The organism is Mycobacterium simiae (genome assembly GCF_010727605.1).
Classification (GTDB): Bacteria; Actinomycetota; Actinomycetes; order Mycobacteriales; family Mycobacteriaceae; genus Mycobacterium; species Mycobacterium simiae.
Window position 1 is genome coordinate 5,334,669 of sequence record NZ_AP022568.1, and the last position, 16,152, is coordinate 5,350,820.

Genomic DNA, 16,152 nt, shown 5'->3' on the forward strand with positions numbered 1-16,152 from the left:
CACTGTCATGGCGGCTGCGCAGCCCAGTGGCGCAACGATCATCGATTACGCCATGCCAGCATCGTCTCCAGTTCGGAGAAGTCATACCCGTTGTCGTCGGGGTGAATTTCGGTGGTGAACAGCGTGACACCTTCGTCGACGAACGCGTCCGCCGTGTTGGCGTCCGTCCATGCGATGGCGCGTTCAATAGCCGTTTCGTCCCGCCCGGCTTCGGTGGCGAGCCGCTTGAGGAGCTCATTCTTGCGCCGGAAAGCCTCGATGGGTTCGAAGCTGTGCCAGATGTGGGCATGCCGTGCCGCGGCGGGAATGGTGCGACGCTCGCCGCCGCCGCCGATGAGGATGGGGATCGGCCGCAGCGGCTTGGGCGTCAGATGCTCAAGCCGATACTCGATGCGCTGCAGGCCCTCATCGAATTGGTCCATCCGCGATCGCACGGTGCCATATTCGTAGCCGTAGGCGATGAAGTCTTGCGGATACCAACCGGCGCCCAGACCAAGGATCAACCGCCCGCCGCTGATGTGATCGACGGTGCGGGCCATGTCGGCGACAAGGTCGGGGTTGCGGTACGGCATACCGCTGACCAGCAGCCCGATCTCGGCTCGACTGGTGATCTCTCCCCAGGACGCCAGCGCGGTCCAGCCCTCGAAGTTGTTTACCTCCGGCTGCTCGTCGTGAAGCTGCGGGACGCCGTCGACAATATCGACGAACGGCTTATGAAAGTGGTCGTAGCCAAAGATGGCGTCGGCGCCGAGCTGCTCGGCATGCACCACCGCCTGGCGCCAAGTCCGGTAGTCCGGTGTCCCGCCAGCCCACAACTGGACGCCTATCCGTACGGTCACCCTTCCTGCCCTTTCGCCGCGTACTTACGCTCAAACTGACCGAACGTGTCCTTCCTTCCCGCCCGGGAATAACTCCTTTTCATACCTCCCCACTCAGTCGTCTGACATCCCGGTATGGCAGCCGCCGCTATGGCCGTCTCGGCAGGTATGTCAGCATTTGGGGATGAGTGCACGCAGAGTTGTCCGAATCGCCGGCGCCGCGGCAGCGCTGATCTGGCCGCTGGCCGGCTCGCCGACGAGCGCCCCCACCGCAACGGCCGATCCCTGCTCGGACGTCGAGGTGGTCTTCGCTCGCGGTACCCATCAAGACCCCGGTCTGGGCAACATCGGTCAAGCGTTCACGGATTCGCTGACATCGCAGGTCGGCGGGAAGTCCGTCGGCGTGTACCCGGTCAACTATCCGGCCAACGACGACTACCACAACAGCGCGCCGAGCGGTGCCAACGACGCCAGCAGCCACATTCAGGACACCGTCGCCAATTGCCCCAACACGAAAATCGTGCTGGGCGGCTACTCCCAGGGCTCCACGGTGATCGATTTGGCCACTCAGGCGATGCCGGCGCCGGTCGCTGACCATGTCGCCGCGGTCGCCCTGTTCGGCGAGCCGACCAGTCAGTTCTCCAGCATGTTGTGGGGCGGACAGCCATTACCCACGATCAACCCGATCTACAGCGCGAAGACCATCAGCCTGTGCGCGCCTGACGATCCGATCTGCTCCGGCGGTGGGAACATCATGGCCCACGTTTCCTACATTCAGTCCGGCATGACCGACCAAGCCGCGACGTTTGCGGCCAACCGCCTCCGCTAAGCATCGGCCGCGGTCTCGCCGATGAAGTGTGTGTTGGTCGGGTATGGAAGCCGCGGCGATGTCGAGCCGTTGGCGGCCACCGGACGTGAACTGACGCGCCGCGGCCACGAGGTGCAGATGGCCGTCGCGCCGAACATGGTGGCCTTCGTCGAATCCGCCGGGCTTGCGGCCGTCGCCTACGGTCGCGATTCCCGGGAACAGATGGCTTTTGCCGCCGACTTCGTCGGCAAACCCCAGAACCCGGTCACCATGTGGTCCGAGATCACCCGACACCTCAACGAGGTCAAAGCGGAGAAGACGGCTGCGTTGACTCCGCTGGCCCAGGGCGCCGACCTGCTGGTGGCGGGCTTCAACGAGCAAGGTGTGGCCCAAAATGTCGCCGAGTACCACAACATTCCGCTCGGCGTGCTGCACTATTTTCCGGCGCGGATCCTGCATTCCGGCGCGTTCGGGCCGCAGGTCACCAAAGAGACCGACGACGCCCAGCGGCGCCTCCTCGGCTTGCCGGATCGTGCCGCAGATCCGGTCCGGCCCGCGCTGGAAATCCAGGCTTATGACGAGCTCTGCTTGCCCGGGACGGCGGCCGACTGGCTGGATGCCGATACCCCGCGACGTTTCGTCGGTGCCCTCACGCTCGGACTGCCCGGTGCGTCCGACGGCGAGGTCATGGAGTGGATCTCCGCCGGTGCCCCGCCCATCTACTTCGGATTCGGCAGCACGCCGCTGAGCTCGCCCGCCGAGACCGTGGCAGTGATCGCCGAAGCCTGTGCGCGGGTCGGCGAACGGGCGCTGATCTGCATGGGCCCCAACGACGTTCCAGACGCGGCGGATGCCCACGTCAAGATCGTCGGGGAAGTGAACCACGCAGCGATCTTCCCGTTGTGCCGCGCGGTGGTCCACCACGGTGGCGCCGGTGCGACTGCCGCGGGTCTGCGCGCCGGGATCCCGGCGTTGCTGCTGTGGTTCTGGCTCGATCAACCGGTTTGGGCATCGGGGGTCACGCAGCTCAAGGTTGGCTTGGGCCGGAACTTTATGGAAAGCACCCTGGACTCCGTGGTGGCGGATCTGCAGGCCGTCCTGGCCCCGGAGCGCGCGGAGCGGGCGCGTGAGGTGGCCGCGATGATGACGAAGGCCGCCGAGAGTAGAGCGCGCACTGCGGATCTCCTCGAGGAGACCGCGGTTGAGCGCGTCAGCGCTTAGGTACGGATCACGTTGCCTTCGTTGGCAGCTTGAGCGCCAGCGTCTTTGGCGGCGATGCTGCCAGGCGCCTGATCTCGAGCGAGCGCGACCGTGGACGACACCATTGCCACGATGGCGACCACCAGACCCAGCGCCGCCGACCCTTGCACGGCGAGCTGCTCGCCGAGCACGACGATCCCGAGCAGCACCGCAACCACAGGCTCGCCGACCAGCATGATCGGAAGCGATGCTTGTAAAGCGCCGGCGTGAAAAGCGGAACTCTGCACCATTGTCACGGCGAGCGCCAGAATTACCAGCAGGTACGGAGCGGGCACGGTCATCAGGGCGTGCCATCCGCCGATGGCGTAGCGGTGCGTGCAGATCTTCGTCAACACGGCGATCATGCCGAGCAGCACGGCCACGGTGACCGCCAGCAGCATGGCACGGGTGCGGCCCGAGGTGCGCCGCGCCGCGACGAGGCACGCGATCGCCAGCGGCGCGGTGAGAGCCAGCGCCAAGCTCCACGACGGTATCGGCGGACGGTTGTGGCCCTCGCGCGGATGCCCGACAAGCACGAACGCCGCCAAGGCGACGGTCAACACGATCGCCCAACTCCACTCCGCGCGGGTGATGCGCTGGTGGCAGAGTCTCGCGCTCATAGGCAACGCGAACAGCAGCGAGGACACCAGCAGCGGCTGCACCAGCAACAGGGAGCCATTTGCCAGGGCCACGGCTTGAAACACATAACCGGCGACAGCGGCCAGAATTCCCGCCCACCACAACGGTTGTCGCACGACGCTAGTGACCACCGTGGCGGCGCTGTCGCCGGCGGGCAGGACGTCTTGCGCCGCCCGCTGCCGAACAACGATGCCGACGGCCGCCCAGAATGCGGCGAGCAACCCGGAGATGATCGCGACGGCGTGTGAAATCACCCCCCCCATATTTCGGGCTGATACGCGGGATTGCAAAGCGGCCATTTCGGCGGTCGGGTCGGGCCATGCGCGGACTAGTGTGTCCGGCATGGCTATCGAATCGACGATGCTTGCCCTCGGCACGCCCGCGCCGGCGTTCACATTGCCCAACCCCGCGACCGGCGCGACCGTGAGTCTCGACGACCTCACCGGGCCCGCCCTGGTTGTCACGTTCATCTGCAACCACTGCCCCTATGTGCAGCATGTGGCCGCCGGATTGGCAGCGCTGGGTCGTGACCTCGCCGATCAAGGCGTCGCCATGGTGGGGATCTCCAGTAATGACGTCGTCAGCTACCCGCAGGACGGACCCGAGCAGATGGTCGTCGAGGCTCGCCGCCACGGCTGGACGTTTCCTTACCTCTACGACGAGACGCAGGACGTCGCCCGCGCCTATTCCGCGGCGTGCACGCCGGACACCTTCGTCTTCGACGGCCAGCGCCGCCTCGTCTACCGCGGCCAGCTGGACGACTCCCGCCCCAAGAACGACCTGCCGGTGACGGGCGCCGACGTCCGGGCGGCGGTCGACGCCGTGCTTGCCGAGCGCCCGGTCAACCCTGACCAACGGCCGTCAATAGGGTGCGGGATCAAGTGGCGCTGAGCCGACGAATTCGGCTGCGGCCAAGCCTATTTGACGGTTGCCCGGCCTGATACCCGGTTGCTGCGAACGCATGTCGAATATGCGTCGTTTGACGGCGCATCGTTGCGGGCACTTATCTGGACATGATTGCCGGTTACATCATGCGGTTTGTGGGCCCTGCCACCGTCGTGACTGCGTGCCTGGGCGCCTCAGTTCTCCTGTCCCCCGTGCCCTGGGCCTCCGCGGAGCCATGTCCAGACGCTCAGGTCGTCTTCGCCCGCGGTACCGGGGAGCCCGAGGGTGTCGGGGCGACCGGGCAGGCGTTCATCGACAACCTACGTGGTCGCCAGCCCGGCAAGTCGGTGGATGTGTACGCGGTCAACTATCCGGCGAGTAACGAGTGGAACACTGGGCTCGACGGTATCCGCGATGCCGGGGCCCACGTCGTGTCGATGGCGGCCAGCTGTCCCAGGACCAAGATGGTGCTCGGCGGGTTCTCGCAAGGTGCGGCCGTGATGGGCTTCGTGACCTCCGCGCAGGTGCCCGACGGCGTCGACCCGGCCACCGTGCCGAAGCCGTTGGCCCCGGAGGTCGCCGACCACGTCGCCGCGGTGGTGCTGTTCGGCATGCCGAATGTGCGGGCCATGAATTTCCTGGGCGAACCGCCGGTGGTGATCGGGCCGACCTATCAGGGGAAAACCATCAAGGTCTGCGCTACCGATGATCCGGTGTGCTCGGACGGCATGAACTTCGCCGCGCATAACACCTATGCCGACAATGGCGCCATGATCGACAAGGGGGCAGCCTTCGCGGCCGCCCGCCTCGACGGCGGCTCAACCGCGCCGGCGTCGGTGGTTCACTCGACCGATGAGGGCGGCTACTAAGGGACCCTGAGCTGCACTACGCGCTCACCGTGACGGGGTCCCCCACGTGGATGGTGCCCGCAGACGTTGTTCTGAAGTAGATGCCCGCGCAGGCCGCCACACCGCAACTACCCGCTTCCAATCGGTTCTCGGTGGCAGGCGTGCGCAGCGCCTGCGGAGCGCGTGGCAGCTGCCCGTGTGCCAGCGTCGGCACCACACAGCGCGGGGTCGGCTCCAGTCCACGCAGTCGTACCGTGCCCACGACCAATTCGGCACCGACCCAATCATTCTCGACGTAGGGTCGCTGGTCGGCCGGTGTTTCGATGACGAGATTCGGTCGGTACCGCAAGGCCTCGACACCGATGTGGTCCAGCGTCGCCGTGGTGATCGCGTGCAGCGGTGCGTCGTCGGTGAACGAGTCGCCCGGTGTGCCCAGGCCGATCTCCAAGATGCGCCCGGCGACATCGGCGTCCAGGCCGAGCTCGAGCAGCTGCTCGGGGTCCGGGCGCTCGACCGTCGCCCCTGCCGGTCGCTTGCTGACCAGCCGGACCGCGCGTCCCAACAGTTGCGACAGCAATTCGTTGGCGCGCGGGTCGTCGGCGGCGACTTCAGTGCCGTCGGGCAGGTTGATGTTGACCTGCCCGACGTTTCCGATGGCGGTGCAGGTCAGCAGACCACGCCAGAGCCGGGCCTGTTTGGCGCTGGCCACGTGACCGGTGGCGGTGTCGACCAAGGCCAGCCGGCGGTCTCCCTCGGCACCGCGCTCGTCGACGAACAGGCTGTCGACGGCTTCCCCGAGCATCGACTTCACCGGATATCGGCGCAAACTGTGGACCCGCACCCTGTCATCTTCCATCACGTGACACCGCGATGTGTAGGACGCAGCGCGGTTCGCGCCGCCGCGCGACAATGGCTTCGATCAGCGTCACCACCCAGAACTGCCAGCCATACTTTGCCTTGACGAGCTTTTCCACCCGCGCTACCTCCGCCGCATCCGTGCGGACCTCGGCGGTGCCCTGGAAGACCGGCTGACCGGTGCGAATCTTGCCCGTCCGGCCGCAGGCGGTCAGGGTGACCCGTGGATCGCGCCGCGCCCGCTTGACCTTCCACGAATCGGACGGGGTCCATACCGCCAACCGCGCACCGTCGGCGACGATCCACATCGGGCCGGCGACCGGATCCCCGTTGCGCTTGAACGTCGTCAACGACACGAACTTTTCGTCACTCAACGGCGTGGTCATGGTCTCCCCTGATGGTGCGGCCGATGGTCGGGTCGTGTACAAGAGTCTGATGGCAATTGGGGCCGGCGGATCTTTCGACCCGGCGACACTGCATGCGGCTATGGTCCGACGCTTGTATCGGCGATCGATGACCGAAGGGCAGATCCACCTGCCGGCCGTGCCGAGCATGCTCGACGACTACGTCACGATGTGCGAAAACCTGTTTGCCAGCCTGGGCATTCAGTACACCGCCGAAGAAACCGCTCAACTCAGGAAAGTGCTGCAGAACGAATTGGCGAAGGCCTTCAACGCGTCGTCGCGGTCCAACATCGTGATCCAGTACAGCTGTCCGTTCGGCACGACGCTGAACTACCGCATCAAACCGCAGTGGGCGACGATCGCCGCCGACTACGACAGCTGGGTCGCGACCCGTGAGGGTCCGCTGTTCGGCACCGAACCCGACGCGCGGGTTTGGGCACTCGCCACGGAAACGACCGATCCGGCAACTTTCCGGGTGCTCGACGTCGGCGCCGGCACCGGCCGAAACGCGCTCGCCCTGGCCCGGCGTGGTCATCCGGTCGACGCCGTCGAACTGTCCGGGAAGTTCGCCGACATCATGCGCGCGGCCGCCCAACGGGAAGCCCTGACCGTCAACGTCATCCAGAGCGACGTCTTTGTAGCGATGGAGGGGGTCCGTGGCGACTATCAACTGGTCGTCTTCTCCGAAGTGGTACCCGACTTCCGGACGACGCAGGAGTTGCGCGGCATGTTCGAACTCGCCGGCCAATGCCTGGCCCCCGGTGGCCACCTGGTGTTCAACGCCTTTCTGCCGCACGACGGTTACACGCCTGACGCCGCCGCGCGCGAACTTGGGCAGCAATGCAACACCGCGATCTTCACCCGCGCCGAGGTCACGCAAGCGGCAGCCGAGTTCCCGCTCGAGCTCGTTGCCGACGACTCGGCCTACGAGTACGAGAAAACCCACCTGCCCGAGGGCGCCTGGCCGCCGACCGCCTGGTTCGACGGATGGGCCAGTGGACTGGACGTGTTCGACGTCGACCGGGCTAACTCCCCCATCGAGCTGCGCTGGCTCGTGTACCGAAAGCAGGGCTGAGGCAACAGGTTTCAGCTTTCGGAGACGGTCAGATCGCGAGTCGCCGGCCCCTCCAGCAAGGTGCCGTCCGGGGCGAACCGCGACCCGTGCAGCGGGCACTCCCAGGCCTGGTCCGCGTCGTTCCAGTTCACGATCCCGCCCAGATGCGGGCACACTGGAGAAACGCGGTGTTCGGTGCCGTTGACCCGGCTGCGGGCCTGCAAATGCCACGGCGGTCCACTGACGATGCCGCCCTCGTCCGGGTCGGGGCTGCGCCGAAATGTGCGGGACGCCGGGGTGATCCAGCCCTTCGCCAGATCGAATCCGACCTCGAGGTTCACCTGCATCGCCGTCAGCAATCCGGTCAGTTCGTGTGGGCTCCAGCTGGCGAACGCTCGTGACCAATCCATCCGGCCGCCGAGGATTCGGCTGGACAGCGCCAGCGCGGCCGCCGCACCGTTTGTCATCCCCCACTTGTTGAAACCTGTTGCCACGAAGATGGTTTCGCTGTTCGGCAGGATCGGGCCGACGTACGGGAGGTGGTCAATAGGGGTGTAATCTTGGGCCGACCAGAAATGCGTCTGCGTGGCACCCGGGAAGTGTTTGGTGGTCCACGACGAAAGCTCATGCAGCGCTTTGGTCGGGCTCTTCTTGCGGCCCACCGTATGTCCGGCACCGCCCACGATCAGCAATTCCCCGTCGCGGACGGGGGCGTAGCGCACCGAACGCGTCGGCGAGTCCGTGGAAATCATCATCGGCCGGGTGATGTTTCCAGGCACTTTGAATGCCAGGCAGTAGGATCGGCTCGGCTTCACCCGCGCGAAAAAGCCGCCGCGGTCCAGGATCGGGACGCCGGTCGCGAGCACCAACTTTCCGGCCTGCAGCTCGATGTCGCGTTGCGCGGCATCGTTGACGTGCACCGCGACCTTGCCGCCGCGACTGGATACCCGTCGCACCCGGGTGCCCTCGACAAGCCGGCCACCGCGGTCGAGTAGCTCCGTGGCCAGCGAGTCCAAAAACTCCATCGGATCGAACTGTGCCTGCTCGGGCAGCCGCACCCCGCCGTGGTACGGGAAGGGCACATCGGCGTCGTCTGCCCACTCCACCGGCAGGCCGACAGACTGGCAGGCCTTGAACTCCAGACGTGCGGACGGCACGCCCTTCGCGGACTGGGCGTAGGTGTATGCGTCTTCGCGCTGGACCGCGATGCCGCGGGACTGGCAATGGTTGATGATCCAGTCCTGGCCTTCCCGGTTGCCCTCCACGTAGGCGCGAGCCAGGTCTCTGCCGTGCCGGGGCAGCGTCTTTGATAGTTGCGTGCCCTGCAGCAAGCTGATCTTGGCGGTGGTGTTTCCGGTGGCGCAGGCGCCGACACTGCGGGCCTCCACCACCAGCACGTCGTTGCCGGCGCGGGCCAGCAGGACCGCTGTCATCAACCCGGTGATGCCGGCGCCCACCACGACGAACTCGGCCGAGCGGGGCCCGTTGTCGAGTTGACTCGCGGTCCATGATCGTTCCGTCCGGTCGGCCAACCACAGAGAAGTCATGGCTGGGCTGATACCCGGCGCCGCCAGGCGGAAACGCGGCCGGGTACCCGGCCGCTAGGTCCGCTTGAGGCGCACTGTGGCGTTCTGCAACGATTCGGCGGCATCGCGACTGGCCTGTTGCGCCTTGTCGCAATTCTTCTGGGCCTGATCCAACTTGCGCTCAGCCCTGCGCAGGTCCGCCAGCAGCCGGTCACGTTGCAGCCGGGCCTCATCGCGTTCCTCTTGCCGGCGGGCCAGCGCCGCGTCGGCTTCCGCCTTCTCGGCCTGGGCTGCAGCGACGGCGGCGGTGAGCTTAGCCAGCCGCGGATCGGTTGCCGGCGCGCGCGTCGGCGCGGGCGCCGGGTCGGCGTCGAAGGCACCGAACCCCGACCACCGTTCGGGACGATCCAGCCGGCCCAGCCGGTCCCTGGTCGCAGGGTCGGCGATCGCGGCCTGCAATGTGCTGGTGACGTCCTCGCGCACGGCCGCCGACGCCTTGACGCCGGCCGCATCGGCGCCGTCAAGGGCCGCCCGGGTGAATTCATTGACCAGCCGGTGTTGCTTGACGGACAGTTCGCGGATCTGGTGGCCGTCCATCGCGGCATGTGCGGCGCGCAGCCGGTCGCTGAGATCGGCGAGGCGCCGCCGCACGTCCTTGTCGGTGATGGCGAGCCGATTGACCACCCAGGCAGCGGTGGTCGGTTTACGGGCGGCGGCGATCCGTTTGGCGGTTGCGTCATCGCCCCGTTGTTTGGCTGCCGCGGCCAATTTCGCGCGCTGAGCCGTGAAAGCGGCCGGCTGCACCGAATACAGCGTGTCGAGCTCATCGTCGGCCATCAGGCCATGGTTTCAGAAGCCCCGACCCCGGCTACTCGACGCCCGACAAGTAACGCGGAGAGCCCGAAGGATCCACAAACCCACGATGACATCGACGAAAGTCCCGGGACTCCTGCACCGGTTACGACGACCGCATCGATTGCTGCTCTGCGTGTTCGTCGGCGTCGGACTGTGCGCGGCCCTCCAGATAGCCGCGACGCCGTGCGTGCACTGTTCGGTTTCGGCGAAAATCGGTGCGCCGCCCACTATCTCTTTCTCCCCCGGGCTCAATGCGCGCAACGTCGACCCCGTCTCGCCGGTTGAAGTCAAGGCCGATAGCGCAACCCTCACCGACGTTCGCATGGTCAATGAGACCGGCAAGGTCATCGAGGGGGTCATGACACCCGACAACACCGTGTGGAAGCCGACCGTCCCGCTGGGCTACGGACACACCTACACCATGAACGCCAGCGGCCGAGGTGCGGACGGCGGCGTGCTGAACCAGGTGTCGTCGTTTTCCACGTTGCAGCCGTCGAACCAGACCAAGGTGTCGTTTACGACGACGTCGCAAGCCGCGTTGCGCGACGGCGGCAGCTACGGCGTCGGGACGGTGATCGTCGCGCATTTCGACGAGAAGATCTCCGACCGCGCCGCCGCCGAGCGGCAGCTGAAGGTGACCACCAACCCGGCGGTCGACGGCTCCTGGTTCTGGGTAGACGGGCAGAATGCGCACTGGCGCCCGCAGCACTACTACGCACCCGGCACCACGGTCACGGCCGAGGCCAAAATCTACGGAATTGCGCTCGGCGACGGCTTATTCGGCCAGGACGACACCCGCGTGTCGTTTCGAATCGGCGATGCGCACGTGTCGATTGCCGATGACGCCACCAAGATGGTGACCGTCTTCAACAACGGAACGTTGGTGCGCACCATGCCTACCTCGATGGGAATGGGTGGCACCGAGACCGTTGGCGCGCATACCGTCTCGTTGTGGACCCCGTCGGGTGTGTACACCGTGCTCGACAAGGGCAACCCCGTGGTGATGGACTCGTCGACCTTCGGGTTGCCGAAGAACTCTCGGCTCGGCTATCGGGAAACCATCAACTACGCGACCCGAATCAGTATCGACGGCATCTACCTGCATCAGCTGGATGCCACGGTATGGGCCCAGGGGCATACCGACACCTCGCACGGATGCTTGAACCTCAACGGGGACAACGCCAAATGGTTCTACGAGTTCTCGGTGCCCGGCGACGTAGTGGAGGTTCGCAACAGCGGCGGGCCACCGTTGCAACTCGCTCAGAACGGTGATTGGACGCTCAGCTGGGATCAGTGGCGGGACGGCAGCGCCCTGAAGCCGGCTTAGCGATGCGCAATTTTTACGGGATGTTGTACCGGGAAACTCTTGACTGATTCCAAATAAGTGCAATATTGGCCTTGTGTCGTCAACGTCGGACTACGCGGAGCGGTTGCGGTTGGCCGACCTGCGTGTGACCCGGCCCAGGATTGCCGTTCTGGAGGCAGTCCACGCTCACCCACACGCCGACACCGAGACCATCTTTTCCTCCGTGCGGGTCGCTCTACCCGATGTCTCCCGGCAGGCGGTCTACGACGTACTCAATGCGCTCACGGCCGTCGGCCTGGTTCGGCGAATCCAGCCCTCGGGCTTGGTCGCGCGTTACGAATCCCGGGTCGGCGACAACCACCACCACGTTGTGTGCCGATCCTGCGGCGTCATCGCCGACGTCGACTGCGCCGTCGGCGATGCGCCGTGTCTGACCCCGTCCGACGACAACCACGTGCTCGACGGCTATGTGCTGGACGAAGCCGAAGTCATCTATTGGGGCCTGTGCCCCGACTGTTCGACCGCGGATCCTGATCACAGCCCGTGATCGCGGCCCGATTACCCACCACTGGAAAGGAACGCTGTGTCATCCGACATCTCCCAGAGCCGCCCACCCCACGAGAATGAAAAGACGGCCAGCACCAGCGAAAGCGAAAATCCGGCAATCCCTTCACCAAAGCCGAAAGCGCATGCGCCGCTAACCAATCGAGACTGGTGGCCGGACCAGATCGACATCTCGACCTTGCACCCGAACAACCCTCAGGCGAGCCCCTTCGGGGAGGACTTCAATTACGCCGAGGAGTTCGCCAAGCTCGACGTCGAGGCGCTCAAGCGTGACCTGTTCTCGCTGATGACTACCTCGCAGGACTGGTGGCCGGCTGACTACGGCCATTACGGCGGCCTGTTCATCCGGATGAGCTGGCACGCCGCGGGTACCTACCGCATCTTCGACGGCCGTGGCGGCGGCGGACAGGGCATGCAGCGCTTCGCGCCGCTCAACAGCTGGCCGGACAACGCGAGCCTGGACAAGGCCCGCCGGCTGCTGTGGCCGATCAAAAAGAAGTACGGCAACAGGATCTCGTGGGCCGACCTGCTCGTGTTCGCCGGCAACTGCGCGCTGGAGTCCATGGGATTCAAGACATTCGGCTTCGGCTTCGGCCGCGAAGATGTCTGGGCCCCCGAGGAGATTTTGTGGGGCGAGGAGGACACCTGGCTGGGCACCGACAAGCGCTACTCCGGCAAACGCGATCTCGCCCAGCCCTACGGTGCGACCACCATGGGCCTGATCTACGTCAACCCCGAAGGCCCCGAGGGCAAGCCCGATCCCGTCGCCGCCGCGATCGACATTCGCGAGACGTTCGGCCGGATGGCGATGAACGACGAGGAGACGGCCGCGCTGATCGTCGGCGGTCACAGCTTCGGCAAGACGCACGGTGCGGGTGATGCCGACCTGGTGGGTCCCGAGCCGGAGGCCGCCCCCATCGAGCAGCAGGGGTTGGGCTGGAAGAGCTCCTATGGCACCGGCAAGGGCAAGGACGCGATCACCAGCGGCCTGGAAGTGGTGTGGACGCCCACGCCGACCAAGTGGGACAACAGCTTCCTCGAGACGCTGTACGGCTACGAGTGGGAACTCACCAAGAGCCCGGCGGGCGCCTGGCAGTTCACCGCGAAGGACGGCGCCGGTGCCGGGACCATCCCCGACCCGTTCGGCGGGCCGGGCCGGGCACCCACCATGCTGGTCACCGACATCGCGTTGCGCGAGTCGCCGATTTATCGCGACATCACGCGGCGCTGGTTGGACCACCCCGAAGAGCTGGCCGACGCCTTCGCCAAGGCCTGGTACAAGCTGCTGCATCGCGACATGGGACCCATCACCCGTTACCTCGGACCGTGGGTTGCCGAACCGCAGCTGTGGCAGGACCCGGTCCCGGCCGTCGATCACGAGTTGGTCGACGACAAAGACGTGGCGGGTCTGAAGAAGAAGGTGCTCGAGTCGGGCCTGTCGGTTCCGCAGTTGGTGAAGACGGCATGGTCGGCAGCGTCTAGCTACCGTCGCACCGACAAGCGCGGTGGGGCTAACGGGGCGCGGTTACGTCTCGAGCCGCAACGCAGCTGGGAGGTCAACGAGCCGTCCGAGCTGGACAAGGTGTTGCCGGTGCTGGAGAAGATCCAGCAGGACTTCAACGCGTCGGCCTCCGGTGGGAAGAAGATCTCGCTGGCCGACGTGATCGTGCTGGCCGGATCGGCAGCGGTCGAGAAGGCGGCCAAGGACGCCGGCTATGAGATCTCGGTGCACTTCGCGCCGGGACGCACCGACGCCTCCCAGGAGAACACCGATGTGGAGTCGTTTGCGGTGCTTGAACCCCGGGCGGACGGGTTCCGCAACTACATCCGTCCTGGGGAAAAGGCCCCGCTCGAGCAGCTGCTGCAAGAGCGGGCCTACCTGCTGGGGGTATCGGGCCCGGAGCTGACGGTGCTCGTCGGTGGTCTGCGTGCGCTCGGCGCCAACCACGGCGGTACCAAGCATGGGGTGTTCACCGACAGGCCAGGTGCGTTGACAAATGACTTCTTCGTCAACCTGCTGGACATGGGCACGGAGTGGAAGCCGTCGCAGACCCAGGAGAACGTCTATGAGGGCCACGACCGGGCCACCGGGGCGGTCAAGTGGACGGCGACCGCGAACGACCTGGTGTTCGGGTCGAACTCGGTGCTGCGGGCATTGGCCGAGGTCTATGCGCAGGATGACAGTGCGGGGAAGTTCGTGGAGGACTTCGTCGCGGCGTGGGTCAAGGTCATGAACGCCGACCGGTTCGACCTTGCCTGATATCGGCCTGAGTCGGTCAGACTGACAGCACACGACACCCCGCGGGCGCTTCGGCTCGCGGGGTGTCGCCTGTTTGCGCTTGGGTGAGCCTGGGCACACTATTACCCACTAGTAACCTACGAGACCGTAGGTTTGCGTACGCTGGTGAGGCGTCCCTCGACTGAAGCTGGGTAAACGGTTGACATGAGCGACTTGAAATACCTCGAATTGCACGGCGACCGAATCGCTTATCGGGAAGCCGGCCAAGGCCACGCCCTGTTGCTGATCCACGGCATGGCGGGCAGCTCCGCTACCTGGCGCGCCATCATCGGGCCGCTGTCCAAAAAATACCGGGTGATCGCTCCCGATCTACTGGGACACGGCGAGTCCGCCAAACCGCGGGGCGACTATTCGCTGGGCGCGTTCGCGGTCTTCCTGCGCGACCTGCTCGACGAACTCGGCGTGGTCAGTGCGACCGTGGTCGGCCAGTCGCTGGGCGGCGGTATCGCGATGCAGTTCACCCACCAGCACCGCGACTACTGTGAGCGGCTCGCGCTGATCGGCAGCGGTGGTCTCGGACAGGAGCTCAGTCCCGTGTTGCGGCTGCTGTCCGCGCCCGGTGCCGAGCTGGTGTTGCCGGTTGTCGCGCCGCGACCGGTGCTGAACCTCGGCAACAAGCTGGGTGCGTGGCTGACTTCGGCGGGCATTCAGGCGCCGCGCGCCGGTGAAATGTGGCAGGCCTACTGCTCACTGTCCGATGCGCGGACCCGTCAGGCGTTTCTGCGGACGCTGCGTTCGGTGGTGGACTACCGCGGTCAGGCCGTCAGCGCACTGAACAAGCTGCATGTCGCGGCCGGGTTGCCGAGCATCCTGATCTGGGGCGATCAAGATCGGATCATTCCGGTCGCCCACGCTTATGCTGCCCACGATGCGCTGGATGGCAGTCGTCTCGAGGTGCTCAAGGGCGTCGGGCACTTCCCCCACGCCGAAGCCCCGAGCGCCGTGGTGGAGATCTTGGAGGACTTCATCTCTTCGACCACGCCCCAGGAGACCGGACGCTCGGTGCCGGCGCGTGTCTAGCGCTCGTCAGCGGTTGAGATCCCACTGCCCGTAGTCGTCGGCGAGCACTTCGTCTACGTCGACGTTGATGCCGCCCAACAGCGGGCCGGGGTTGGACGGGCTGTTGACGATTTCCTGGTACAGCACTGCCATCGGTTCGCGTTGCCCGTGGGACCACGACTTGGTTTGCCACGCCCAGCGGTGCCCGGCGCTCGTCGAGTTTCCGATCACGCCGTCCCGGATCGCCCATCCGCATGCGTTGTAGTGACCGTAGATGCCGGTGCGGCCGACGCCCAGTACCGAGTTGATGCCCCGAAACCATTCGACAGCAAGGGTATTCCACGTATTCACGTCGATGTCGTCGTCGACGCTGAAGAAGATCGGTGCCGAGTTCGGTCCCCCGGCCGCGGTGTGCAGCTGCAACGCTGTTTGCCCGTCCGCCACCCCGCCGTCGCGGCCGCGGGTGAGGTCCGACGGCGTAGCCGGCCATCCGGGCTTGCCATACTGAAAGTTGCTGACTATCTGCAGGCCTGCGGCGCGCAAGGCGTCCGCGTATTCGCGGGTGATGGGCTTGGCCTCGAAATGCGCTCCAGGCCGTTCCGTCGAGACGTAGTTGATCACCCCTGCGTACCCGGCGGATTTGATCTCCTCCGGGGGGATTCGCTTCTCCGCGAAGTCGATCAACCTGATGTTGGCCGCCGATGCGGGCGGTGTGCCGACGGGCAGCGTTGCCACGCCCAGCAGCGCGGGTGATAGGGCGTACTTGAGGACGTTGCGACGTGAAACAGAGCGTGGCGCAGCCGAATCGGGCACGGCGCGATGGTAGCGGATTCGCCGTCGCCGTGGCTGCGGATTGCGTCGTCTCAAGGCGGGTGGTCGGCAACAATGAACGCCGCCGTGAGCTCACCGATCATCACGCCGGGTGCCGTCGTGCTCGGTGACCGGATGAGCCAGGGGTCGCAGGCCGCAATGTAAATAGCATTTACATCGAACCGGACGACGATAACGCCCGGATTCGCCGCAAGGTTCTGGACGGAACCGGGCGCGAGGTAA

16 protein-coding genes are annotated in these 16,152 nt (G+C 65.9%); 9 read left to right on the forward strand and 7 right to left on the reverse strand.

What is annotated here, in order from left to right; all coding sequences use genetic code 11:
• Positions 1 to 38: 38 nt before the first annotated feature.
• Positions 39 to 839 carry an LLM class F420-dependent oxidoreductase gene (locus G6N33_RS24810; RefSeq protein ID WP_044506105.1) on the reverse strand — a complete coding sequence of 267 codons (801 nt, stop codon included), beginning with the start codon at positions 837 to 839 and terminating at the stop codon, positions 39 to 41.
• Between the two features lie 163 nt (positions 840 to 1,002).
• On the opposite strand from G6N33_RS24810, the gene G6N33_RS24815 reads away from it, so the two are divergent.
• Entirely contained in the window at positions 1,003 to 1,647 is a 645-nt protein-coding gene (locus tag G6N33_RS24815; protein WP_044506104.1) for a cutinase family protein, read from the forward strand.
• 21 nt (positions 1,648 to 1,668) lie between these two features.
• A complete protein-coding gene (locus G6N33_RS24820) occupies positions 1,669 to 2,847 on the forward strand; it encodes a glycosyltransferase (protein WP_044506103.1) in 1,179 nt (392 codons plus the stop codon).
• On the opposite strand, the gene G6N33_RS24825 is transcribed toward G6N33_RS24820, so the two are convergent.
• Positions 2,844 to 3,767 (reverse strand): DMT family transporter, encoded by a 924-nt coding sequence (locus G6N33_RS24825; RefSeq protein ID WP_044511818.1) that lies wholly within the window; start codon positions 3,765 to 3,767, stop codon positions 2,844 to 2,846. The two genes, G6N33_RS24820 and G6N33_RS24825, sit on opposite strands and share 4 nt — an antisense overlap.
• A gap of 79 nt (positions 3,768 to 3,846) precedes the next feature.
• Here G6N33_RS24825 and G6N33_RS24830 point away from each other — a divergent pair, with 79 nt between their 5' ends.
• Both G6N33_RS24830 and G6N33_RS24835 read left to right on the forward strand, forming a co-directional pair.
• The gene (locus tag G6N33_RS24830; protein WP_044511817.1) at positions 3,847 to 4,395 is read left to right on the forward strand and encodes a thioredoxin family protein; all 549 of its coding nucleotides are present in this window, start codon (positions 3,847 to 3,849) and stop codon (positions 4,393 to 4,395) included.
• Between the two features lie 122 nt (positions 4,396 to 4,517).
• Positions 4,518 to 5,258, forward strand: a complete 741-nt coding sequence (locus G6N33_RS24835; protein WP_044506102.1) for a cutinase family protein — start codon at positions 4,518 to 4,520, stop codon at positions 5,256 to 5,258.
• Between the two features lie 16 nt (positions 5,259 to 5,274).
• On the opposite strand, the gene G6N33_RS24840 is transcribed toward G6N33_RS24835, so the two are convergent.
• Entirely contained in the window at positions 5,275 to 6,093 is an 819-nt protein-coding gene (locus tag G6N33_RS24840) for an MOSC domain-containing protein (protein WP_044506101.1), read from the reverse strand.
• Positions 6,083 to 6,478, reverse strand: a complete 396-nt coding sequence (locus G6N33_RS24845) for a PPOX class F420-dependent oxidoreductase (protein ID WP_044506099.1) — start codon at positions 6,476 to 6,478, stop codon at positions 6,083 to 6,085. Before G6N33_RS24845 ends, G6N33_RS24840 begins: the two co-directional genes overlap by 11 nt.
• Positions 6,479 to 6,527: 49 nt before the next feature.
• On the opposite strand from G6N33_RS24845, the gene G6N33_RS24850 reads away from it, so the two are divergent.
• Positions 6,528 to 7,571, forward strand: a complete 1,044-nt coding sequence (locus G6N33_RS24850) for a class I SAM-dependent methyltransferase (RefSeq protein ID WP_044511815.1) — start codon at positions 6,528 to 6,530, stop codon at positions 7,569 to 7,571.
• 11 nt (positions 7,572 to 7,582) lie between these two features.
• Here G6N33_RS24850 and G6N33_RS24855 read toward each other — a convergent pair whose 3' ends face one another.
• Positions 7,583 to 9,097, reverse strand: a complete 1,515-nt coding sequence (locus tag G6N33_RS24855; protein WP_101528288.1) for an FAD-dependent oxidoreductase — start codon at positions 9,095 to 9,097, stop codon at positions 7,583 to 7,585.
• A gap of 54 nt (positions 9,098 to 9,151) precedes the next feature.
• Entirely contained in the window at positions 9,152 to 9,913 is a 762-nt protein-coding gene (locus tag G6N33_RS24860) for a hypothetical protein (RefSeq protein WP_044506097.1), read from the reverse strand.
• Between the two features lie 85 nt (positions 9,914 to 9,998).
• Between G6N33_RS24860 and G6N33_RS24865 the strand changes: the two genes are divergently transcribed.
• From G6N33_RS24865 to G6N33_RS24880, 4 genes are all read left to right on the forward strand, one after another.
• Positions 9,999 to 11,258 carry a L,D-transpeptidase gene (locus G6N33_RS24865; RefSeq protein WP_044506096.1) on the forward strand — a complete coding sequence of 420 codons (1,260 nt, stop codon included), beginning with the start codon at positions 9,999 to 10,001 and terminating at the stop codon, positions 11,256 to 11,258.
• A gap of 73 nt (positions 11,259 to 11,331) precedes the next feature.
• Entirely contained in the window at positions 11,332 to 11,784 is a 453-nt protein-coding gene (locus G6N33_RS24870; protein ID WP_044506094.1) for a Fur family transcriptional regulator, read from the forward strand.
• Positions 11,785 to 11,820: 36 nt separating this feature from the next.
• Positions 11,821 to 14,061 carry a catalase/peroxidase HPI gene (katG, locus tag G6N33_RS24875; protein WP_044506092.1) on the forward strand — a complete coding sequence of 747 codons (2,241 nt, stop codon included), beginning with the start codon at positions 11,821 to 11,823 and terminating at the stop codon, positions 14,059 to 14,061.
• 183 nt (positions 14,062 to 14,244) lie between these two features.
• The gene (locus tag G6N33_RS24880) at positions 14,245 to 15,120 is read left to right on the forward strand and encodes an alpha/beta fold hydrolase (protein WP_044506091.1); all 876 of its coding nucleotides are present in this window, start codon (positions 14,245 to 14,247) and stop codon (positions 15,118 to 15,120) included.
• Between the two features lie 6 nt (positions 15,121 to 15,126).
• Here the strand turns inward: G6N33_RS24880 and G6N33_RS24885 are convergent, their stop codons facing one another.
• Positions 15,127 to 15,912 (reverse strand): DUF1906 domain-containing protein, encoded by a 786-nt coding sequence (locus G6N33_RS24885; protein ID WP_408632747.1) that lies wholly within the window; start codon positions 15,910 to 15,912, stop codon positions 15,127 to 15,129.
• Positions 15,913 to 16,152: the final 240 nt, after the last annotated feature.